Raw genomic sequence first — 22,744 nt, 5'->3', positions numbered from 1 at the left:
ATTTCCGACGCCAACCGGCCGTCGGAGATCCCCCTCAAACGAGCGTCCGCTTACGACAGACCTGCAGGAGCAAAGTTCATGCCTTATTGGCTGATGAAGTCCGAACCCGATGAATTGTCCATCCATGACCTGCAACGACTGGGCAAAACGCGCTGGGATGGCGTACGCAATTACCAGGCGCGCAACTTCATGCGCGCAATGAAGCCGGGCGATCTGTTCTTCTTCTATCACTCCAGCTGCCCGCAACCCGGCATCGCCGGCATTGCACGCATTGCCGGCGAGATCTACCCGGACCCCACCGCGCTCGATCCGCAAAGCCATTATCACGACCCCAAGGCCAGTACCGAGAAGAACCCCTGGAGCGCCCTGGACGTCGAGTTCGTCGAAGCCTTCGACGAGGTACTGGCGCTGCAACACCTGAAGAACAACCCGCTCCTGGCCGAACTGGCGTTGGTACAACGTGGTAGTCGCCTGTCGGTGATGCCGGTGAGCGATGCCGAATGGACGGCAATTCTCGCCATGCGTTGAGTCGCATGCGGCACTGTGCTATCACCACACAGAGCCTAGGAGTTTTTCCATGCCGGCATCCTCCCCCTGGCCGGCGCGACTTGCGCTGGCGCTCCTGTTACTGGTACTGAGCGGCGCCAGCGTTCTGCTTTGGCGTCAGATCGAGGCCGTACAGCAACAGCGTGTCGATGAGCGTATCGGCTACCAGGCACGCAGCCTGGCGCGTCAGCTGGAAAGCACGCTGCACCTGGAAGTGGCCAGCCTCGAACGCATCGCCCGCTTGTGGAACAGCCTCGGCCGCCTGCCACGCGCCAGCTGGGGCGAAGAAGTGGAGCTTGCCCTACGCGGCTTTCCTGCCTACCAGTCGATCCAATGGATTGGCCCCGACCTGCATATGCGCTGGCTGCTGCCGGTAGCCGGCAACGAAGCGGCGCTGAATTTTCGTCTGCACCCGGAGCACCCCAATTACCCATTGGCGATGGAAGCTCGCGAGAGCGGTGAACAGCGCTTCTCCAACAGCTTCGATCTGGTCCAGGGCGGACGCGGTTTTGTTCTCTATACACCGCTGTATCGCGAGCTGAATGGCAGCAAGGTGTTCGACGGTTTCCTGCAGGGCGTATTTCGCGTCGAACCGCTGATGCTGCAGCTGCTCACCCAGATCAATCGCGAAGCCTTCAACCTCGAGCTGCTGGAGAACGGTCACAGCCTGTTTCGTCATGGCGCAGCGGACACCGATATGCGACACGGCCTGCAACTGGGCCTGAGTCTGCTCAACAACCAGGACTTCAGTCTGCGCCTGAGCCCCACCGAGCAATTGCTCGACCAACTCGAGTCGCCCTTGCCCGGCGTGGCGCTCGGCGCCAGCCTGGCGATCAGCCTGCTGCTGGTCGCAGCACTGGCCCTGGCCCTGGAAAACAGCCGCCGCGCCCGGGCCCTGCAACTGGCCAATCGACGTTTCCGCGAGGAAGCCGAACGCCGTGAAGAAACCGAGCAACGCCTGCGCGAGAACCGCGAACGCCTGCAACTGGTGCTCGACCTGACCGACTCCAGCCATGACGGCCTGTTCATCTTCGACAGCAGCAGCCGCGAGCTGCTGCACATGAATCAGGCCACCTACGCCACGCTCGGCTATCGCCCCGAGCAATTCGCCGAACTGCTGCGTGACGACCCGGAAAAGCTGATGCCCGACTTTCACCGCTGGCTGGAGCAGGCACGTCAGGCGCAACGCGCCAATCTCTCGCGAATCTTCCAGCGTGAACTGATCCGCCGCGACGGTAGCCGCCAGCCTGCCGAGATCAACACCCAACTGGTGCAACTGCATGACCGCGAATACCTGATCGCCGTTTCTCGCGACAACAGCGAACGCCTGCAACTGGAAGCGCAACTGCAACGCCTGTCGCAACTCGACGGCCTGACCGGCCTGTACAACCGCCGCCACTTCGACCAGCAACTGCTGGCCGAATGGCGCCGCCTGCGCCGCCTCGACGCGCCCCTGGCGCTGTTGATGCTGGATATCGACCACTTCAAGGCCTACAACGATGCACTCGGCCACCTCGCCGGTGACGACGCCCTACGCAGAGTCAGTGCAGCCCTGCGCGACAGCCTGCAACGCGAAGGCGATACGGCCTGCCGCTACGGTGGCGAGGAGTTCGCCATCATCCTCGCCAACACCCATCAGGAGGGCGCCGAGCAGGTCGCCGCACGCATTCATGCAGCGATAGCCAGCCTGGATATCAAGCACCCAACCAGCCCGCTGGGGCGTTTGACCCTGAGTATCGGCATCACCGTAGTGGATCCAGTGATTGACGAACAGCCAGGCGAATTGCTCGCCCAGGGCGATCAGGCGCTGTACCGTGCCAAACATGAAGGGCGTAACCGCACCTGCCTGTGGCAGCCGCCCGTGCTTGACCTGCATCAAGCCACCTAATGCGCATTCGACAGACAATCGACAGGTCGTGAAAACCCCGCAACCGGGGTTCAACAGGGAAGCCGAAATGATCAACGTCAAATCTCGCCAGGCCGTTCTGCTCGCTGCCGCCGTCGCCGTACTGGCTGCCACAGCCTAGTGGCAGCTGCGCCCGAACGGCCTGGGCGAGGGCTTCGCCAGCGGCAACGGACGCATCGAGGCCACCGAAGTGGATGTGGCCACCAAGCTCGCCGGGCGCGTTGCCAGCATCGAGGTCGATGAAGGTGACTTCGTCGAGCCAGGCCAGGTTCTCGCGCGCATGGACACCCAGGTGCTCGAAGCCCAACAGGCGCAGGCCCGCGCCCAATTGCGCCAGGCCGAGAATGGCCAGACCACCGCCGCCAGCCAGATCAGCCTGCGCCAAAGCGAGAAGCTGGCCGCCGAAGCCGTGGTGCGCCAGCGCCAGGCCGAACTGGATGCCGCGCGCAAACGTCACGCGCGCAGCGCCACCCTGGTCAAGCGCAACGCCCTGCCTCAGCAGACGCTGGATGACGATCTGGCCCGCCTGCAAAGCGCCGAAGCCGCGCTGGCCGCCGCGCGCGCCCAGGTAAGCTCGGCCGAGGCCGGTATCGCCGCCGCGCAATCGCAGGCCATCGAAGCGCAATCGGCGACCGAGGCGGCCCGAGCCAGCGTCGAGCGCCTGCAGGTGGACATCGATGACAGCCTGCTCAAGGCGCCTCGCGCCGGTCGCGTGCAATACCGCGTGAGCCAACCCGGTGAAGTGCTGGGTGCCGGCGGCAAGCTGCTCAACCTGGTGGACCTCACCGACGTCTACATGACCTTCTTCCTGCCCGAACGTCAGGCCGGTCGCGTCGCCCTCGGCAGCGAGGTACGCCTGGTGATCGATGCCGTACCGCAGTACGTGATTCCGGCCAGGGTCAGCTATGCCGCCAGCGTCGCCCAGTTCACCCCGAAGAGCGTGGAAACCGCCAACGAGCGCGAGAAACTGATGTTCCGGGTCAAGGCGCGCCTCGATCCCGAGTTGCTGAGCAGGCACCTGCAGCAGGTCAAGACCGGTGTACCGGGCATGGCCTACCTGCGCCTCGACCCTGACGCCGAGTGGCCCGCGCATCTGGCGATCAAGGTTCCGCAATGAACGCGGCGGTCGCACGCCTGAGCGGCGTCGGCCTGCGCTACGGCCAGACCCACGCGCTGCAACAGATCGAGCTGGCACTGCCGGCCCGCTGCATGGTCGGCCTGATCGGCCCCGACGGTGTCGGCAAGTCCAGCTTGCTGGCGCTGATCGCCGGGGCACGCAAGATTCAGGACGGCCTCGTCGAGGTGCTCGACGGCGACATGGCCGATGCCCGTCATCGGCGCAATGTCTGCCCGCATATCGCCTACATGCCGCAGGGCCTGGGCAAGAACCTCTACCCGACGCTGTCGGTGTTCGAGAACCTGGATTTCTTCGGTCGCCTGTTCGGTCAGGACGCTGCCGAACGCGAGCGACGCATCGAAGACCTGCTGCGCAGCACCGGTATGTCGGCCTTCCGCGAGCGTCCGGCGGGTAAGCTGTCGGGCGGCATGAAGCAGAAGCTGGGGCTGTGCTGCGCGCTGATCCACGACCCCGACCTGCTGATCCTCGACGAGCCAACCACCGGCGTCGACCCGCTGTCGCGCAACCAGTTCTGGGAACTGATCGCGCGCATTCGCGCACAGCGTCCGCAGATGAGCGTGCTGGTGGCCACGGCCTATATGGAGGAAGCCGAGCGCTTCGACCACCTGGTGGCGATGGATGCCGGACGCGTGCTGGCCGAAGGCAGCCCGGCGGAACTGCGCGTACGCACCAACAGCGCCAGCCTGGAACAGGCCTTTATCGCCTTGCTGCCCGAGGAACGCCGCCGCGGCCATCAGCAGGTGCTCATTCCCCCCCTGCAAGACAGCCAAGAGATCGCCATCGAAGCCAAGGGCCTGACCATGCGCTTCGGTGATTTCGTCGCCGTCGACTCGGTGTCGTTTCGCATCCGCCGGGGCGAAATCTTTGGTTTTCTCGGCTCCAACGGCTGCGGCAAGAGCACCACCATGAAGATGCTCACCGGCCTGCTACCGGCCAGCGAGGGCGAGGCGCTGCTGTTCGGCCAGGCGGTCGACCCGCGCGACATGGCCACGCGCAAGAGGGTCGGCTACATGTCCCAGGCGTTCTCCCTGTATGGCGAACTGACGGTGCGGCAGAACCTGGTGCTGCACGCGCAACTCTTTCACGTACCCGCCGAGGAGATCGAGCCACGCGTGGCGCAGATGGCCGCACGCTTCGACCTCGGCGAAGTCATGGACATGCTCCCCGAGCGCCTGCCATTGGGCATCCGCCAGCGCCTGTCGCTGGCCGTGGCGGTGATTCACAAGCCGGAAATCCTGATCCTCGACGAGCCCACCTCAGGCGTCGACCCGGTGGCGCGTGACGGTTTCTGGCAACTGATGCTCGACCTGTCGCGCCAGGACGGCGTGACCATCTTCATCTCCACCCACTTCATGAACGAGGCGCAGCGCTGCGATCGCATCTCGCTGATGCACGCCGGCCGCGTGCTGGACAGCGACACGCCGCAGGGCCTGATGGACAAACGCGGCCTGGACAACCTGGAAGCCACCTTCATCGCTTACCTGCAGGAGGCGGCTGGCGAGCAAGCGGTCAGCGAGGCGCCGCCGCTGGAACAGGCGCCGCCACAACAGCGTCAACGCTTCAGCCTGCGCCGCCTGCTCAGCTATGCCCGCCGCGAAGCGCTGGAGCTGCGCCGCGACCCGATCCGTGGCGGCATGGCGCTGCTCGGCACCGTGCTGCTGCTGTTCATCATCGGCTATGGCATCAGCCTCGACGTCGAAGACCTGACCTTCGCCGTGCTCGATCGCGACCAGACCACCACCAGCCAGGAATACCACCTCAACCTGTCCGGCTCGCGCTATTTCCTGGAAAAGGCGCCGCTGCGCGACTACGACGAACTGGAACGGCGCCTGCGCAATGGCGACATCAGCCTGGCCGTGGAGATTCCGCCGCACTTCGGCCGTGATCTCAAGCGCGGCTCCAGCCCACAGATCGGCATGTGGATCGACGGCGCCATGCCGACCCGCGCCGAAACCATCAAGGGCTACGTGACCGGCCTGCACCAGCACTACCTGAGCGAACTGGCGCGGCGTTCGCCACAGCCGCAAGCAGCCAGCGCCGCCGAACTGGAAGTGCGCTACCGCTACAACCCGGACGTGGAAAGCCTCAAGGCCATGGTGCCGGCGGTGATCCCGCTGCTGCTGATGCTGATCCCGGCGATGCTCACGGCCCTCGGTGTGGTGCGCGAGAAGGAGCTGGGTTCGATCATCAATCTCTACGTTACCCCGGTCACCCGCCTGGAATTCCTGCTCGGTAAACAGTTGCCCTACATAGCCCTGGGTTTGTTCAACTTCATCCTGCTGATGCTGCTGGCAGTCACGGTGCTCGACGTCCCGCTCAAGGGCAACCCGCTGACCCTGCTGGCCGGCGCCCTGCTCTACCTGGCCTGCGCCACCGGCCTCGGCCTGCTCATGTCGACCTTCACCAACAGTCAGATCGCCGCCGTATTCGCCACCGCCATCGTCACCCTGCTGCCGGCCATCCAGTTCTCCGGGCTGATCTACCCGGTGGCCTCGCTGGAAGGCGCGGGCGCGCTGATCGGCCAGCTCTACCCGACCTCGCAGTTTCTGGTAATCAGCCGCGGCATCTTCTCCAAGGCGCTGGAACTGCAGGACCTGACCGGCTACTTCGCCGCCCTGGCCCTGACCATCCCGCTGCTGACGCTGCTCAGCGCCAGCCTGCTGCGCAAACAGGAGGTGTGATGGAACGCCTGGCCAATATCCTCCACCTCGGCATCAAGGAGCTGCGCAGCCTGCAGCATGACCTGGCGCTGGTACTGCTGATCATCTGGGCCTTCAGCATGGGCATCTACTCGGCCGCCACCAGCATGCCGGAAAGCCTGCACAACGCCGCCATCGCCGTGGTCGACGAAGACCAGTCGCAACTCTCCGAACGGCTGATCCAGGCCTTCCAGGCGCCCTACTTCCGTACCCCGCAACGTATCGACCTGAACGAGATGGATCGCGGCATGGATGCCGGGCGCTACACCTTCACCCTGAACATTCCTCCGAACTTCCAGCGCGACGTGCTCGCTGGTCGCAGCCCGGCAATCCAGCTCAACGTCGATGCCACCCAGGTCAGCATGGCCTTCACCGGTGCCGGCTACATCCAGAATATCGGCGCCAGCGAGGTGGCCGAGTTCGTCCGCCGCTACCGGGGCGAGCTGCAGCAGCCGGCCGAACTGGTGGCACGCATAGAGTTCAACCCCAACCTGACGCGCGCCTGGTTCGGCTCGGTGATGGAGGTGATCAACCAGATCACCATGCTGTCGATCATCCTCACCGGCGCGGCGCTGATTCGCGAACGCGAGCACGGCACCGTCGAACACCTGCTGGTGATGCCGGTGACGCCACTGGAAATCATGCTGGCCAAGGTCTGGTCGATGGGGCTGGTGGTGCTCACAGCTGCGGCGCTGTCACTGCTGCTGGTAGTGCAGGGCTGGCTGCAGGTGCCGATCGAGGGTTCGATTGCGCTGTTTCTGGTTGGCGCGGCGCTGCACCTGTTCGCCACTACCTCGATGGGCATCTTCTTCGGCACGGTGGCGCGCTCGATGCCGCAATTGGGCCTGCTGATCATCCTGGTACTGTTGCCGCTGCAGATCCTTTCCGGCGGCACCACGCCGCGCGAAAGCATGCCGGAGCTGGTACAGCAGATCATGCTGGCGGCGCCGACCACCCACTTCGTCGCGCTGGCCCAGGCCATTCTCTATCGCGGCGCGGGGTTCGCGATCGTCTGGCCCTACATGCTGGCCATCGCCGGCATCGGCGCGCTGTTCTTCATCGCCGCGCTGACGCGTTTTCGCAAGACCTTGGCACAGATGGCCTGACAGAACCGGAACCGCTTAAGCCGCGAAAAGCGGCTTTTCGTAGGGGCCCCGCCCCGGGGCGAAGCTTTTCAATTGCGCCTCGCCCTGGTTCGCGGCGGAGCGCCGCTCCTACGCATTCGCAGCGTCGACGCTTAACTGACTGCGCCCTCTTTTACTGAATGATCAGGTTGTTGAACAGCAGATCTTCGACGATAGGCTTGCCCTCTTCGCCATTGATCGCGCCCTGCACCTTCTTCAACGCTTCCAGGCGCAGATTCTCACGGCCATCGGGAGCGTTGATGATCTCGCTGGTCTGCGCCGAGAACAGCATCACCATCTGATGGCGGATCAGCGGTTCATGCCGCTTGAGCTTCTCCTCGGCCTCGGTGCCGCTCACCCGCAGAGACACATCGGCCTTGAAGAACTTCAGACGATTGCCCTGATCCGCCAGGTTGCCGACCAAGGCTGGCGTCAGGTTGTGATAAATCGTCGCTGGATCCTCCTCCTTCTTTTCCGAAGACGCCAGGGCAGGCAGGCAGATCGACAGGCTCAACAGCAGGGCGGTCAACAGTTTCACGTTCGGCACTCCATCGGGGATGTGCCTAGCATAGCCATCCCCACGCCAGCACCCAAGCCCGACGCTTATGCCGACCTATCAGGCATCGGCATGCTCGTTGACCCTCGGCGGGCGCTTTCTACACTGCATGGCACCCTGCAAGAGGAATGACCTTCATGAAAGCCCTGCTGTGCAAAGCCTTCGGCCCTGCCGACACCCTGGTACTGGAAGACCTGCCAAGCCCCGAACCGAAGAAGAACGAGGTGCTGATCGAGGTGCAGGCCGCCGGGGTCAACTTCCCCGACACACTGATCATCGAAGGCAAATACCAGTTCAAGCCGCCCTTCCCCTTCGCCCCGGGCGGCGAGGTAGCCGGCGTGGTCAAGACCGTGGGCGAGAAAGTCAGCCATCTGCGCGCCGGTGACCGGGTGATGGCGCTGACTGGCTGGGGCGGCTTCGCCGAAGAAGTCGCCGTGCCGGCCTACAACGTGCTGCCAGTGCCCAAGAGCATGGATCTGACCACCGCGGCAGCCTTCGGCATGACCTACGGCACCTCGATGCATGCCCTCAAGCAACGCGCCAACCTGCAACCGGGTGAAACCCTGCTGGTGCTCGGCGCCTCGGGCGGCGTCGGTCTGGCCGCGGTGGAAATCGGCAAGGCCATGGGCGCCAAGGTCATCGCCGCCGCGAGCAGCGCCGAGAAGCTGGAAGTGGCGCGTAACGCCGGCGCGGATGAGCTGATCAACTACAGCGAGCAGAGCCTGAAGGACGAGGTGAAACGCCTCACCGGCGGCCAGGGTGTGGATGTGATCTACGACCCGGTGGGCGGCGCGCTGTTCGAGGAAGCCTTCCGCAGCATCGGCTGGAACGGCCGTTTCCTGGTGGTGGGTTTCGCCGCTGGCGGCGGCATCCCGGCGCTGCCAGCCAACCTGCCACTGCTCAAGGGCGCCTCCCTGGTCGGCGTATTCTGGGGCTCCTTCGCCCAGCGCCAGCCGCAGGACAACGCCGCGAACTTCCAGCAGCTGTTCGCCTGGCATGCCGAAGGCAAGCTCAAGCCGCTGGTCTCGCAAACCTTCCCGCTGGAGCGTGGTGGCGAGGCCATCGCTACCCTCGGCCAGCGCAAGGCAGTGGGCAAGGTGGTAGTAACCGTTCGCTGACGGTGCAGCTAATGCCGATCAGATAAGCTTGCCAAAGCGGTCTTTCGTAGGAGCCCCGCCCCGGGGCGAAGCTTTTCAATCGCGTATCGCCCTGGTTCGCGGCGGGGCGCCGCTCCTACCCATTGGCAGCGTCGACGCTTAACTGACAGACATTAGCTTGTTAATTCAACTTCGCGGCGCGTAGGCGAACACATCGGCGCGCATCTGGTGGGCATCCATCCCGGCTTCGACCAGCGCATCGAGGGTGGCGTAGACCATGGCTGGTGAGCCACTGGCGTAGACGTGCAGCGACTTGAGGTTGGGGAAGTCTTCGCGCACCGCTTCGTGCAGCAGGCCGCAACGACCCTGCCAGCCACACTGGTCGCTGACCACCTGATGCAGGTGCAGATTATCCAGCTGTTGCCACTCGGCCCAATGTGGCAGTTCGTAGAAATCCTCGGGCCGACGCGCGCCCCAGTACAGATGCACCGGATGGGCAAAACCCGCCGCGCGGCAGTGCTCGATCAGGCTGTGCATCTGGCCCATGCCAGTGCCGGCAGCGATCAGCACCAGCGGCCCATCGGGCAGGTCGGCGAGGTGGGTGTCACCGTAGGGCATCTGCACGCGAGCCATGCCGGTGCGGCGCAGATGCTCCAGCAGGGCAATGCTGCTGTCTTCGCGGGCGAGGATGTGCAGCTCCAACTCACGCCCGGCGTGCGGCGCCGAAGCCAGGGAGAAGGCCGCCATCTCGCCATCCGGGCGCTGCAGCAGCAGGTACTGCCCGGCGTGATAACGCGGCACCTTGCCGGCTGGGGTGCGCAGGCTCACGCGGAACACGTCGCCGCCCACGGCCTGGCATTCGGTCACCTGGCAGCTCAGCTCGCGCACCGGCAACTCACCCGGAGCCAGCACGCCATCCCAGTGCAGCACGCAGTCTTCCAGCGGCTCGGCCAGGCAGGTGAACAGCTCGCCGTGATCCAGCTCGGCGCCGGCTTGGCGCACTCGGCCCTCGACCAGCAGCGCGGCGCAGATATGGCAGTTGCCGTTGCGGCAGCTCTGCGGGCAGTCGTAGCCCAGGCGCCGGGCGCCATCGAGAATGCGTTCGCCTGGCTGCAGCGCGAGAGTGACGCCGGAAGGTTGCAGGGTGACATTCATCAATCGATTCCCAGCTCGCTCCACAGCGCGTCGACACGTGCCACCACGGCGGGATCCTTCTCGATGGCGCGGCCCCATTCGCGGGTGGTCTCGCCCGGCCACTTGTGGGTGGCGTCCAGGCCCATCTTCGAACCGAGGCCGGAGATCGGCGAGGCGAAGTCGAGGTAGTCGATCGGTGTGTTGTCGATCATCACCGTGTCGCGCTTGGGATCCATGCGCGTGGTAATCGCCCAGATCACGTCATTCCAGTCCCGTGCGTTGATATCGTCGTCGGTGACGATAACGAACTTGGTGTACATGAACTGTCGCAGGAACGACCAGACACCGAGCATTACGCGCTTGGCGTGGCCCGGATACTGCTTCTTCATGGTCACCACCGCCATGCGGTAGGAACAGCCTTCCGGCGGCAGGTAGAAATCGGTGATCTCGGGGAACTGCTTTTGCAGGATCGGCACGAACACTTCGTTCAGCGCCACGCCGAGGATCGCCGGCTCATCCGGCGGCCGGCCGGTGTAGGTGCTGTGATAGATCGGCTCGCGGCGACGGGTAATACGCTCGACGGTGAACACCGGGAAGGTGTCGACCTCGTTGTAGTAGCCGGTGTGATCGCCGTAGGGGCCTTCCGGTGCGGTCTCGCCCGGATGGATCACACCCTCCAGCACGATCTCGGCACTGGCCGGCACCTGCAGCTCGCTGCCAACCGCCTTGATCAGCTCGGTGCGATGGCCGCGCAAGAGGCCGGCGAAAGCGTATTCGGAGAGGGTATCGGGCACTGGCGTCACGGCGCCGAGAATGGTCGCCGGGTCGGCACCCAGGGCGACGCAAACAGGATACGGCTTGTCCGGATGCTTCTGGCACCACTCGCGGTAATCCAGCGCGCCGCCACGGTGGCTAAGCCAGCGCATGATCACCTTGTTGCGGCCGATCACCTGCTGGCGATAGATACCGAGGTTCTGCCGCTCCTTGTTCGGGCCCTTGGTGATGGTCAGGCCCCAGGTGATCAGCGGCGCAACGTCCCCCGGCCAGCAGTGCTGGATCGGCAATTTGCCCAGGTCGACGTCGTCGCCCTCTTCTATCACTTCGTGGCAAGGCGCATCCTTGACCACCTTAGGCGCCATGGAAATGACCTTCTTGAAGATCGGCAGCTTGCTCCAGGCATCCTTCAGCCCCTTCGGCGGCTCGGGCTCCTTGAGAAAGGCCAGCAGCTTGCCGATCTCGCGCAGCTCGGACACTTCTTCGGCGCCCATGCCCAGGGCCACGCGCTTGGGCGTGCCGAACAGGTTGCCGAGCACCGGCACGTCGAAGCCGGTGGGCTTTTCGAACAGCAGCGCCGGGCCGCCCTTGCGCAGGGTGCGGTCGCAGATTTCGGTCATCTCCAGAACGGGCGATACCGGGGTCTGGATGCGCTTGAGTTCACCGCGCTTTTCCAGTTCACGGATGAAGTCGCGCAGGTCGCGATACTGCATGCAGGAGCCTCGTGTCGGACAGGCAAGAGTCGGCCGCAAAGTTTAGCGCCGAAGTCGGGCTTTCAGAAGGCTTGAACGCCTCCAGATACGACAAGGCCGGGTTTCCCCGGCCTTGTGGCGGTGCAATGGATCGTAGCGAGCGAAGGTCAGGCAAGGCGCAACGACCAACGGGAGTAACAGCCGAAGGCTGGCCCGATGGGTGAGCGCCAGCGAATCAAACAGGCGAGAAACGGTCGGAGTCGCGGGCGACTGTACTTTTGTACATGAGCATTCCGAGTCAGTTTTTAACGCAGCATCACCGAAGCGCAGTAGATCCTCTTATTTGCGCTTCATCGACAGGAAGAACTCATCGTTGGTCTTGGTGGCCTTGAGCTTGTCGATCAGGAACTCGATCGCCGCGATCTCATCCATCGGGTGCAGCAGCTTGCGCAGAATCCACATGCGCGACAGCTCTTCTTCACCGGTCAGCAGTTCTTCGCGACGAGTGCCCGACTTGTTGATGTTGATCGCCGGGAACACGCGCTTCTCGGCCACACGGCGATCGAGGATCAGCTCCATGTTGCCGGTGCCCTTGAATTCCTCATAGATCACTTCGTCCATCTTCGAGCCGGTTTCCACCAGCGCGGTGGCGATGATGGTCAGCGAGCCACCTTCTTCGATGTTACGTGCCGCACCGAAGAAACGTTTCGGCTTCTCCAGGGCGTGGGCATCGACACCACCGGTGAGGACCTTGCCGGAGCTCGGGATGACGGTGTTGTAGGCGCGCGCCAGACGGGTGATGGAGTCGAGCAGGATGACCACATCCTTCTTGTGCTCGACCAGGCGCTTGGCCTTCTCGATCACCATTTCGGCGACCTGCACGTGGCGGGTCGGCGGCTCGTCGAAGGTCGAGGCGACCACTTCGCCGCGCACGGTGCGCTGCATCTCGGTCACTTCTTCCGGGCGCTCGTCGATCAGCAGAACGATCAGGTGGCACTCGGGGTTGTTGCGGGTGATGTTCGAGGCGATGTTCTGCAGCATGATGGTCTTGCCCGCTTTCGGCGGAGCGACGATCAGGCCGCGCTGGCCCTTGCCAATCGGCGCGCAGAGGTCGATCACACGACCGGTGATGTCCTCGGTGGAGCCGTTGCCGGCTTCCATGGTCAGGCGCTGATTCGGGAACAGCGGCGTCAGGTTCTCGAACAGGATCTTGTTCTTGGCGTTTTCCGGACGGTCGAAGTTGATGCTGTCGACCTTGAGCAGGGCGAAGTAACGCTCGCCTTCTTTCGGCGGGCGAATCTTGCCGACGATCGTGTCACCGGTACGCAGGTTGAAACGGCGGATCTGGCTGGGCGAGACGTAGATATCGTCCGGGCCGGCCAGGTAGGAAGAGTCGGCACTGCGCAGGAAGCCGAAACCGTCCTGGAGGATCTCCAGCACGCCGTCACCGGAAATTTCCTCGCCGCTTTTGGCATGCTTTTTCAGCAGGGCGAAGATGATGTCCTGCTTGCGCGAACGAGCCATGTTTTCCAGGCCCATTTGTTCGGCCATGTCCAGCAGTTCGGCAATCGGCTTTTGCTTGAGTTCGGTCAGATTCATAGGAATGACGTGATCATCGAGAGGAGAAGAAAGCTGTTAGCTTGAGAGGCCGCGCCGCAGAGAAGGCGACAGGATCGCGAACGAATTCGTATAGGAATGAATCGGCGACGGCGTGCAGAGAGCTGCATGAAAGATGCAGCGAGGCCGAATTTAACACCGTGAAAAAACAGCGTCTAGCCCCGAAACGAAAAACCCCGCAAAAAGCAGGGCCTTCCAGAGCGACTTGCCTCAGAGGTGTAGGGTGGGCCGGGCGGCGCTCCGCTGCAGCCCACCAGCACACCATCTGCGACCAGCTCGGTGGGCTAAAGCCCACCCTACTTCTTAGATGTTGCTATCGAGGAAGGCTGCCAGCTGCGACTTGGACAGCGCGCCAACCTTGGTCGCTTCGACGTTGCCGTTCTTGAACAGCATCAGGGTCGGGATACCACGTACGCCGTACTTCGGCGGGGTTTCCTGGTTCTCGTCGATGTTCAGTTTGCAGATCTTCAGCTTGCCTTGGTATTCCTTGGCGATCTCGTCGAGCACCGGTGCAATCATCTTGCACGGGCCGCACCACTCAGCCCAATAGTCGACCAGAACCGGACCTTCAGCCTGGATGACGTCCTGGTCGAAGCTGGCGTCGCTGACGTTGGTGATGAATTCGCTCATGAGGAGTCTCCGTATATTCGGAAGCAAAAAATTGCCGGGAGGAATTTTTGACGTCGCTTGCGACGGCCCGAAAGGTTGCCGCCAAAGATGGCAGGCAACCAAAAAGTGGCGCCATCATAGCCCGGCTTGAGTGACACCGAAAGGCACTGGCGATTGAGCCACTCAATAGTTTCAATCACCAAGCGTGATGAAGGCTATTCCAGTGCGCAGCGCTGCCGAGCGGATGTGCTGCAGCATGGCTTTCTGTGCCGGCCCGGCGGCATGCCGGGCCAGGGCCTTGAGGATCTTGCGATGCTCCTGCCAGGTTTCCTGCGCACGCTCCGGGCGGATGAACGGCAGCTTCTGACTTTCCAGAAAGATCTCCGCGCTGGACGTCACCAGAGCACACATCGCCTGATTGCCGCTGGCAACAAGAATGCGCTGGTGAAATTCGAAATCCAGCCGGTTGGCTTGCTCGAAATCGCCTGCACGCAGCTCGCGGCGCTTCTGCTCGACGTTGTCTTCGAGAATATCCAGCACCTCGGCGGTCATCACCCCGACCGCCAAACCACAGGCAAAACCCTCCAGGGCGAAGCGCAACTGAAAGGTATCGGCCGCCGACACCTGCGCGGCGAAGGGCCAGGCGAAAGCGCCGGCCACCTCCGCCCTGGTCGGTTCCTGAACGAACACACCCTTGCCGGCTTGCACGCTGACCAGGCCCAGCGCTTTCGCGTGGCCATCGCCCGCGCCCTGGCCATGTCGCCCAAGGTGCTGCTGTGCGACGAGATCACCTCGGCGCTCGACCCGGAGCTGGTCAACGAGGTGCTGGCGGTGGTCAAGCAACTGGCCAGCGAGGGCATGACCCTGATCATGGTCACCCACGAGATGCGTTTCGCCCGCGAAGTCGGCGACAAGCTGGCGTTCATGCACCATGGCAAGGTGCATGAGATCGGCGATCCGAAAGCGCTGTTCGCCGCCCCGCAGACCGAAGAGCTGAGCAATTTCATCGGCTCGGTGAACCTGTGAGCGCGCCGGCGCCCCTACCGCTGCGCATCGAGCCGCTGACCCGCGCGGCCTTCGCGCCCTTCGGCGAGGTGATCGAGACGGCCGGTGCCACGGCCTTCCCGATCAACGCCGGGACCACCACGCGCTACCACGACCTGGCCAAAGTGGAGCTGGCCGGCGAGGCGCCGCGCACCCTGGTCAACCTGTTCGAGGGCAGGGCCTGGCACGCGCCCATCGCCATCGGCATGCTCGAACGCCACCCGCTGGGCAGCCAGGCCTTTTATCCAGTGGACGGTGGGCGCATGCTGATCGTCGTCGCCCCACCCGGCGACCTGGACGAGTCGCAGATCCGCGCCTTCATCAGCGCGCCAGACCAGGGCGTGAACTACGCCCGCGGCACCTGGCACCACCCGTTACTCTGTCTGCAACACCCTGGACGCTTCCTGGTGGTGGACCGCGGCGGCGAGGGTCACAACTGCGACGAACAGCTTCTGAAACAGCCGCTGAGCGTGCTGAACCTGCGATAACCACAGTTCTAGACCAGTTTCGTACGACATCCGTATGCGTTGGCTCATGCGCTCAGTCGTGGCACGATGGCGCGGAAATCGAACGAGATGCCGTAATCATGCCCAAAGCCCCTGCCGAAAGTTTTCCCCTGATCGCTGCCATCGACCTGGGTTCGAACAGCTTTCATATGGTGCTGGCCAAGGCCGACAACCACGAAATTCGCATCCTCGAGCGCCTCGGTGACAAGGTGCAGCTGGCCGCAGGCCTGGACGACGAGCGTCAGCTCAGCGAAGAAGCCATGCAGCGCGGGCTGGATTGCCTGCGCCGCTTCGCCCAACTGACCAGCACCCTGCCGGAAGGCGCCGTGCGCATCGTCGGCACCAACGCCCTGCGTGAGGCGCGCAACCGCGCGGTGTTCATCCGCCGCGCCGAAGAAATCCTCGGCCACCAAGTGGAAGTGATTTCCGGCCGCGAGGAAGCCCGCCTGATCTATCTGGGCGTCTCGCACAGCATCGCCGACACGCCCGGCAAACGCCTGGTCGCCGACATTGGCGGCGGCAGTACCGAATTCATCATCGGCCAACGCTTCGAGCCGCTGCTGCGCGAGAGCCTGCAGATGGGCTGCGTGAGCTACACGCAGCGCTATTTCAAGGACGGCAAGATCACTCCGGCACGCTATGCGCAGGCCTACACCGCTGCGCGCCTGGAACTGATGGGCATCGAGCACGGCCTGCGCCGCCTTGGCTGGGAGGACGCCGTCGGCGCCTCTGGCACCATCAAGGCTGTCGGCCTGACCATCAAGGCTGCCGGCCTGGGCAATGGCGAGGTCAACGCCGAAGGCCTGGCCTGGCTCAAGCGCAAGGTGTTCAAGCTGGGCGAGGTGGACAAGCTCGACCTCGACGGCATCAAGCCGGATCGCCGCGGCATCTTCCCCGCCGGCCTGGCGATTCTCGAAGCCATCTTCGATGCCTGCGACATCCAGCGCATGAGCCATTCCGAGGGCGCCCTGCGCGAAGGCGTGCTCTACGACCTGCTCGGCCGCCATCAGCATGAAGACGTACGCGAACGCACCCTAGCGGCGTTCATGGAGCGTTACCACGTCGATCTCGACCAGGCCGCGCGGGTCGAGGCCAAGGCACTGTCGGCGCTGGACAAGGTGTCCGCCGATTGGGGCCTGACCGACGACTGGCATCGCGAGCTGCTGAGCTGGGGCGCCAAGGTGCATGAGGTGGGTCTGGATATTGCCCATTATCAGTACCACAAGCACGGCGCCTACCTGATCGAGCACTCCGATCTGGCCGGCTTCTCGCGCCAGGATCAGCAGATGCTCGCCCTGCTGGTACGCGGCCACCGGCGCAACATCCCCAAGGACAAGTTCGCCGAGTTCGGCGAGGAAGGCGTGAAGCTGATGCGCCTGTGCGTGCTGCTGCGCTTCGCCATCCTCTTCCACCACATCCGCGGCACGCAGAGCATGCCCGAAGTGCAGTTCAAGGTCGGTGAGAGCAGCCTGGAAATCGTCTTTCCCGAAGGCTGGCTGGCCGCCAACCCGCTGACCCTGGCGGACTTCGAAGCCGAAGCCGAATGGCTCAAGCGTATCAATCTAACGTTGAGCGTGCGCTGATACCCCGGCTGAACACATGGCGCACCCTAGGGTCTGTTGCCGTTTCGACGCGAGCCGTGCGCGAAACGGCAACAGACCCTAGGGGCGCGGCTCGGCCTGTAGGGCGGGTGAAACCCGCCAGGACCACAAAGCCCCTCTCCCGCACTTCGGGCACCCCGCTCCGCGCCACGGCCTGATCGCCAGCGATCAGGCGCTCATCGGCGTAGGAAGTGCTTCAAAAAACTACGGCACGCGGCCATCTAAGCCCTCTCCCGCCCTTCGGGCACCCCGCTCCGCGCCCCGGCCTGATCGCCAGCGATCAGGCGCTCATCGGCGCAGGAAGCAGTGCTTCCAAAAGCGCGCCTCTTCGCCCCACAAGCGGGAGAGGGTCATCAGATGGCCGCAAGCGGCTTTTCTAGCGCGCAACGACCACGGGGGCTGTGAGCTTCTCCAGCAGCCCGGCCTGGGCATTGCGTGGGTTCTGGTTACCGGTTGGCTGCAGCCGTACATAGCGGCCGTCGGGTTGCAACACCCAGGCCTGGGTGTTGTCGGTCAGGTAGCCTTCCAGCTCCTTCTTTACGCGCATGATGAGTTTCTTGCCCTCCACCGGGAAGCAGGTCTCGACACGCTTGTCGAGGTTGCGCTCCATCCAGTCGGCGCTGGACAGGTAGATCTTCTCGTCACCGCCATTGAGGAAGTAGAACACCCGCGTATGCTCGAGGAAGCGACCGATGATCGAGCGCACCTGGATGTTGTGCGACACCCCGGCGATACCCGGGCGCAGGCAGCACATGCCACGCACCACCAGGTCAATCTTCACCCCGGTCTGGCTGGCCTTGTACAGCGCGCGGATCACCTTGGGGTCGGTCAGCGAGTTGAACTTGGCGATGATGTGCGCCGGCTTGCCTTCGGCCGCTGCGGCGGTTTCCTTGGCGATCAGGTCGAGCAGGGTTTTCTTCAAGGTGAACGGCGCGTGCAGCAGTTTCTTCATGCGCAGGGTCTTGCCCATGCCAATCAGCTGGCTGAACAGCTTCGACACGTCCTCGCCCAGAGCCACGTCGGCGGTGAGCAGGCTGTAGTCGGTGTACAGCTTGGCGTTGCCGGCGTGGTAGTTGCCGGTGCCCAAGTGTGCATAGCGGACGATCTCGCCGTTCTCGCGGCGCAGGATGAGCATCATCTTGGCGTGAGTCTTGAAGCCGACCACGCCATAAATCACCACCGCACCGGCAGCCTGCAGACGGCTGGCCAGGGCCAGGTTGGACTCTTCGTCGAAGCGCGCACGCAGCTCGATCACCGCGGTGACTTCCTTGCCGTTACGCGCGGCTTCCACCAGCGCGTCGACGATCTCCGAGTTGGCACCGGAGCGATACAGGGTCTGCTTGATCGCCAGCACGTGCGGGTCTTTCGCCGCCTGGCGCAACAGGTCGACCACCGGGGTGAAGGACTCGAAGGGGTGCAGCAGGAGGATGTCCTGCTTACTGACCACGCTGAAGATGTTCTCGGCGTTCTGCAGCAGCTTGGGGATCACCGGGGTAAACGGCGCGTACTGCAGCTCCGGGCGGTTATCCAGGCCGGTGATGCTGAACAGGCGGGTCAGGTTGACCGGGCCGTTGACCTGATACAGCTCGCCCTCGGTCAGGCCAAACTGCTTGAGCAGGTGGTCGCGCAGGTGTTTCGGGCAGGTGTCGACCACCTCCAGGCGCACCGCATCACCATAGCGGCGGCTGAACAGCTCACCACGCAGGGCACGTGCCAGGTCCTCGACGTCCTCGGTGTCCACCGACAGGTCGGCGTTACGGGTCAGACGAAACTGGTAGCAGCCCTTGACCTTCATGCCCTGGAACAGGTCATCGGCGTGGGCGTGGATCATCGACGAGAGGAACACGTAATTGTCGCCGGGGCCCCCAACGTCCTCCGGCACCTTGATGATGCGCGGCAGCAGGCGTGGCGCCGGGATGATGGCCAGGCCGGAATCGCGGCCGAAGGCATCGATGCCCTCAAGTTCGACGATGAAGTTCAGGCTCTTGTTCACCAGCAACGGGAAGGGGTGCGTCGGGTCGAGGCCGATGGGGGTGATGATCGGCGCGATCTCGTCGCGGAAGTAACGGCGCACCCAGGCCTTGAGCTTGGTGGTCCAGAAACGTCGGCGGATGAAGTTGATGTTGTGCTTGGCCAGCGCCGGGAACAGGGTGTCGTTGAGAATGGCGTACTGCCGCTCGACCTGCTCGTGTACCAGCTCGCTGATGCGCGCCAGCGCCTGATGTGGCTGCAGGCCATCGGCGCCGGCCTGTTCACGGGCGAAGTTGATCTGTTTCTTCAGGCCGGCGACGCGAATCTCGAAGAACTCGTCGAGGTTGCTGGAAAAAATCAAGAGGAACTTCAGCCGCTCGAGCAGCGGATAGGACTCGTCCAGCGCCTGCTCCAGCACGCGGATATTGAACTGCAGCTGCGACAGTTCACGGTGGATGTACAGGCTGCTGTCATCCAGGCTGGGGATCGGGGCCGGCGGCGGGATTTCCACGACCGGCGGCTCGGCGACCACTTCGGCCGGAGGCAGGTCATTGTCGAGCACTTCGCTGTTGAGTCCTTCGCTGTTCATCGCTGAGTTCCTGTGGGCGTCATCGCCCTTGTTTTAGCAGTTCTGCCGCCCGTACGGCGAAATAAGTGAGAATGCCATCGGCACCGGCTCGTTTAAAGGCCGTGAGCGACTCCAGGATGACCGCTTCGCTGAGCCAGCCGTTCTGGATCGCCGCCATATGCATGGCGTACTCGCCACTGACCTGATAGACGAAGGTCGGCACCTTGTAGGCATCCTTGACCCGCCAGAGGATGTCCAGATAAGGCATGCCGGGTTTGACCATGACCATGTCGGCGCCCTCGGCCAGGTCGGCCGCCACTTCATGCAGCGCCTCGTCGCCGTTGGCCGGGTCCATCTGGTAGCCGAGCTTGTTGCCCTTGCCGAGGTTGGCCGCCGAGCCCACCGCATCGCGGAACGGGCCGTAGTAGGCGCTGGCGTACTTGGCCGAGTAGGCCATGATGCGCACGTTGACGTGCTCGGCCAGCTCCAGCGCTTCGCGGATCGCCTGCACGCGGCCGTCCATCATGTCCGACGGTGCCACCACCTGGGCACCGGCCTCGGCATGCGACAGCGCCTGCTTGACCAGCGCATCGACGGTGATGTCGTTCTGCACGTAGCCGGATTCGTCGAGGATGCCGTCCTGACCGTGGGTGGTGAAGGGGTCGAGCGCCACGTCACTGATCACCCCTAGTTCGGGGAATTTCTCACGTAGCGCGCGGATCGCGCGCTGGGCGATACCGTCCGGGTTCCAGGCCTCGGCGCCGTCGAGGGATTTCTTCTCCAGCGGCGTCACCGGGAACAGCGCCAGCGCCGGAATGCCCAGTTCGACCCAGTGCTCGGCTTCCTTGAGTAGCAGGTCGATGGACAGGCGCTCGACGCCCGGCATCGACGGCACGGTTTCACGGCGGTTTTCGCCGTCGAGGACGAACACCGGCAGGATCAGATCATCGACGCTCAGGCGATGCTCACGCACCAGGCGGCGGGAGAAGTCATCACGACGGTTGCGACGCAGACGGGTGGCAGGGAACAGACGGTTGGCGGGGGTAACGCTCACGGCAGACTCCAGAGCCCGCACGGGCGGGCCAGTGTGACGGTTATAAGCGGGCATTATGACCAAATGATGACAACCCCGTGACGCCGTGCGACTGCAGGTCGCAAGGTAACGGGGAGCGGCAGCAATGCCACGAAACCTGGCCATTGTGGCATGCCGCGCCACCTTTCGGCCTCCTTGCGCTCGGAGTAGTCTGCATAACCTGTTGTCATGAGCACGCCACATGCTGCAAGACCTGATCCGCCAGTTTGGCTATCCGGCACTGATACTCGGCACCTTTCTCGAAGGTGAGGTGTCCCTGCTGCTGGCCGCCTACATGGCTGTGCGCAATGTACTGGAGATCGAGTGGGTAGCGTTGTGCGCTTTCCTCGGCACGTTCGCCAGCGATCAGCTGTGGTACTACCTTGGCCGTCGTCACGGCCGCGCCCTGCTGGCGCGCAAACCGCGCTGGCAGCCGCTGGGCGAACGCGCCAGCGCACTGATCCAGCGCCATCCTGACCTGTGGGTGCTGTGCTTCCGCTTTCTCTACGGCCTGCGCACGGTGATGCCGCTGACCATCGGCCTGTCCGGCTATTCCTGGCGCCGTTACCTGCTGCTCGATGCCATCGGCGCCGGTGTCTGGGCCGGCGGCATCAGCCTGCTGGCCTATAGCCTGGGCAATGCCATGGGCGGCTTGCTGGAAGAGTTGCGCAACTACCAGGTCATCCTGCTCGCGGCCGTGGTCCTGCTGCTCTGCCTGGCCTGGCTAAATCGGTGGCGTCAGCGCCGGCGCAGCTAAACCGCGAACCCACCATATGCCCAACAGGCTGACCAGGCTGTAGGCGATCAACCACGTCCAGGCAGTCGCATTCAGGGTCAAGATGCCCAGCTCGCCAGCCAGCCAGAATGCCGGCAGGTTGCTCGCCAGGCGCAGACACTCCAGCTGCCAGGCCTGCCTGCGGTTCTCCAGCCACATACCGATGCTGCACAGCCCCAGCGCCATCCACAGGCAGGCCAATAGCACAGCGCCCGTTGAGAGCGCGTCGCCCCGCGCCAGCAGCCAGACACCGGCCAGCAGGTAACAGATGAACTGCAGCAGCGCGTAGAGCTGTGCAGCACGCGCCAATGGCACCTCGAACTTGCGGAACTGGCTCAAGTCCGCCTTGGCCTGCGGGTAACGCGCCGCCACATCGGCCGGACGCCAGCCGGTGGGCATGAACCAGATGCGCAGCTTGTCCCACCAGGAACTGGCGCGCCTGGCGTCATTCCATAGCCCGGCATACACCTGCAGGTTGGCCCACAACGGGTTCCAGCTGGCCAGCGGTACGGTCACACCGAAAATCACCGGCTCCGCGTCCAGCTCCTCCTGGAAGGTGCCAAATATTCGATCCCAGACAATGAACACACCGCCGTAATTGCGATCCATGTAGACAGGATTCTGCGCATGATGAACGCGGTGGTTGGATGGCGTAATGAACAGCCACTCGAACCAGCCCAGCTTGGGGATATGCCGGGTATGCACCCAGAACTGATACAGCAGATTGAGGGCGGCAACAGTGAGAAATACCAGCGGCGGCACACCGAGCACGGCCATCGGCAGGTAGAAGATCCAGCCGAAACTCAACAACCACCGACTGAAGTCGGTGGGTTAGTGACTTACGGACTGAAAGTCCGGATACGCGTCGACTGAACGACGCGTCGGATCAGTCAGGCTCCATCCTGAAATTATCGTTCGGGCTCGGCTCAAAATGATGCTCCAGATACTGCTTGATCATCTCTTCCGTCATCTGCCCAACCGTCGCGCAAAAGTACCCGCGAGCCCAAAAATGCTGCCCCCAATAGCGCTTTTTCAGATGGGGAAACTCCTCGAAAAGCTTGCTCGCCGTACGCCCCTTGATCCGCCTCATGATCTCACTCGGCGCCAAATTCGGCGGACTGCTCACCAGAATATGCACGTGATCCTTGCTCACCACACCTTTCACAATCCGAATTTCAAATGCTTCGCACGTCTGTCTCACCAGCTCTCGCACTCGCTCAGCAACCTCACCGCTGAGCACCTTGTATCGGTACTTAGTCACCCAAACAAAGTGATACTCGATCTGGTAGACCGTATGACTGCCGTATCTGTAATC

The 22,744-nt window shown here is 63.5% G+C and carries 17 protein-coding genes and 2 pseudogenes; 9 read left to right on the top strand and 10 right to left on the bottom strand.

Annotation, left to right across the window (positions count from 1 at the left end):
* Positions 1-78 precede the first annotated feature (78 nt).
* The 5 genes and pseudogenes from DBO86_RS07175 to DBO86_RS07155 all read left to right on the top strand — a co-directional run bounded on the left by DBO86_RS07175 (position 79) and on the right by DBO86_RS07155 (position 7,395).
* Positions 79-528 carry an EVE domain-containing protein gene (locus DBO86_RS07175; protein WP_003458645.1) on the top strand — a complete coding sequence of 150 codons (450 nt, stop codon included), beginning with the start codon at positions 79-81 and terminating at the stop codon, positions 526-528.
* 49 nt (positions 529-577) lie between these two features.
* Positions 578-2,434 (top strand): sensor domain-containing diguanylate cyclase, encoded by a 1,857-nt coding sequence (locus DBO86_RS07170; RefSeq protein WP_108233342.1) that lies wholly within the window; start codon positions 578-580, stop codon positions 2,432-2,434.
* A 139-nt stretch (positions 2,435-2,573) separates the two neighbouring features.
* Positions 2,574-3,569, top strand: a pseudogene (locus DBO86_RS07165) (HlyD family secretion protein); the annotation flags it as partial.
* Positions 3,566-6,271 (top strand): ribosome-associated ATPase/putative transporter RbbA, encoded by a 2,706-nt coding sequence (rbbA, locus tag DBO86_RS07160; protein ID WP_108233341.1) that lies wholly within the window; start codon positions 3,566-3,568, stop codon positions 6,269-6,271. The pseudogene DBO86_RS07165 and the gene rbbA, both read left to right, overlap by 4 nt.
* On the top strand, positions 6,271-7,395 hold the full coding sequence (locus DBO86_RS07155; RefSeq protein ID WP_108233340.1) for an ABC transporter permease: 1,125 nt from the start codon (positions 6,271-6,273) through the stop codon (positions 7,393-7,395). The genes rbbA and DBO86_RS07155 overlap by 1 nt, the downstream gene beginning before the upstream one ends.
* Positions 7,396-7,546: 151 nt before the next feature.
* On the opposite strand, the gene DBO86_RS07145 is transcribed toward DBO86_RS07155, so the two are convergent.
* A complete protein-coding gene (locus tag DBO86_RS07145; protein WP_108233339.1) occupies positions 7,547-7,951 on the bottom strand; it encodes a flagellar basal body-associated FliL family protein in 405 nt (134 codons plus the stop codon).
* 155 nt (positions 7,952-8,106) lie between these two features.
* Between DBO86_RS07145 and DBO86_RS07140 the strand changes: the two genes are divergently transcribed.
* Positions 8,107-9,087: an NADPH:quinone oxidoreductase family protein gene (locus tag DBO86_RS07140; protein WP_108233354.1), complete on the top strand. Its 981-nt coding sequence runs from the start codon at positions 8,107-8,109 to the stop codon at positions 9,085-9,087.
* 165 nt (positions 9,088-9,252) lie between these two features.
* On the opposite strand, the gene DBO86_RS07130 is transcribed toward DBO86_RS07140, so the two are convergent.
* From DBO86_RS07130 to DBO86_RS07110, 5 genes are all read right to left on the bottom strand, one after another.
* Positions 9,253-10,221 (bottom strand): CDP-6-deoxy-delta-3,4-glucoseen reductase, encoded by a 969-nt coding sequence (locus DBO86_RS07130; protein WP_108233338.1) that lies wholly within the window; start codon positions 10,219-10,221, stop codon positions 9,253-9,255.
* Positions 10,221-11,687 carry a 4-hydroxy-3-polyprenylbenzoate decarboxylase gene (gene ubiD, locus DBO86_RS07125; RefSeq protein ID WP_108233337.1) on the bottom strand — a complete coding sequence of 489 codons (1,467 nt, stop codon included), beginning with the start codon at positions 11,685-11,687 and terminating at the stop codon, positions 10,221-10,223. The genes DBO86_RS07130 and ubiD overlap by 1 nt, the downstream gene beginning before the upstream one ends.
* A gap of 318 nt (positions 11,688-12,005) precedes the next feature.
* A complete protein-coding gene (gene rho, locus DBO86_RS07120) occupies positions 12,006-13,265 on the bottom strand; it encodes a transcription termination factor Rho (protein ID WP_104728523.1) in 1,260 nt (419 codons plus the stop codon).
* Between the two features lie 321 nt (positions 13,266-13,586).
* A complete protein-coding gene (gene trxA, locus DBO86_RS07115) occupies positions 13,587-13,913 on the bottom strand; it encodes a thioredoxin TrxA (protein WP_003458627.1) in 327 nt (108 codons plus the stop codon).
* A gap of 171 nt (positions 13,914-14,084) precedes the next feature.
* Complete coding sequence (locus tag DBO86_RS07110) at positions 14,085-14,825, bottom strand: FadR/GntR family transcriptional regulator (RefSeq protein ID WP_371254500.1); 741 nt, start codon at positions 14,823-14,825, stop codon at positions 14,085-14,087.
* 89 nt (positions 14,826-14,914) lie between these two features.
* Here DBO86_RS07110 and DBO86_RS07100 point away from each other — a divergent pair, with 89 nt between their 5' ends.
* Both DBO86_RS07100 and ppx read left to right on the top strand, forming a co-directional pair.
* A complete protein-coding gene (locus tag DBO86_RS07100) occupies positions 14,915-15,424 on the top strand; it encodes an ureidoglycolate lyase (RefSeq protein WP_084341079.1) in 510 nt (169 codons plus the stop codon).
* 98 nt (positions 15,425-15,522) lie between these two features.
* Positions 15,523-17,025, top strand: coding sequence for an exopolyphosphatase (gene ppx / locus DBO86_RS07095; RefSeq protein WP_167399107.1), 1,503 nt, complete (start codon positions 15,523-15,525; stop codon positions 17,023-17,025).
* A gap of 394 nt (positions 17,026-17,419) precedes the next feature.
* Here the strand turns inward: ppx and ppk1 are convergent, their stop codons facing one another.
* Both ppk1 and hemB read right to left on the bottom strand, forming a co-directional pair.
* On the bottom strand, positions 17,420-19,603 hold the full coding sequence (gene ppk1 / locus DBO86_RS07090) for a polyphosphate kinase 1 (protein WP_108233335.1): 2,184 nt from the start codon (positions 19,601-19,603) through the stop codon (positions 17,420-17,422).
* A 19-nt stretch (positions 19,604-19,622) separates the two neighbouring features.
* Positions 19,623-20,636 carry a porphobilinogen synthase gene (gene hemB, locus DBO86_RS07085; protein WP_108233334.1) on the bottom strand — a complete coding sequence of 338 codons (1,014 nt, stop codon included), beginning with the start codon at positions 20,634-20,636 and terminating at the stop codon, positions 19,623-19,625.
* A 220-nt stretch (positions 20,637-20,856) separates the two neighbouring features.
* On the opposite strand from hemB, the gene DBO86_RS07080 reads away from it, so the two are divergent.
* Entirely contained in the window at positions 20,857-21,411 is a 555-nt protein-coding gene (locus tag DBO86_RS07080) for a DedA family protein (RefSeq protein ID WP_108233333.1), read from the top strand.
* Here the strand turns inward: DBO86_RS07080 and DBO86_RS07075 are convergent.
* Positions 21,379-22,230 (bottom strand): annotated as a pseudogene (locus DBO86_RS07075) (sterol desaturase family protein); the annotation flags it as partial. The gene DBO86_RS07080 and the pseudogene DBO86_RS07075 sit on opposite strands and share 33 nt — an antisense overlap.
* Before the next feature lie 85 nt (positions 22,231-22,315).
* On the bottom strand, positions 22,316-22,744 hold a 429-nt coding region (gene tnpA / locus DBO86_RS07070; RefSeq protein ID WP_146173169.1), incomplete at its 5' end, for an IS200/IS605 family transposase.

The organism is Ectopseudomonas oleovorans (assembly GCF_003052605.1).
In the GTDB taxonomy this organism is placed as follows: domain Bacteria; phylum Pseudomonadota; class Gammaproteobacteria; order Pseudomonadales; family Pseudomonadaceae; genus Aquipseudomonas; species Aquipseudomonas oleovorans_A.
This window is presented reverse-complemented; position numbering and strand designations above follow the sequence as displayed.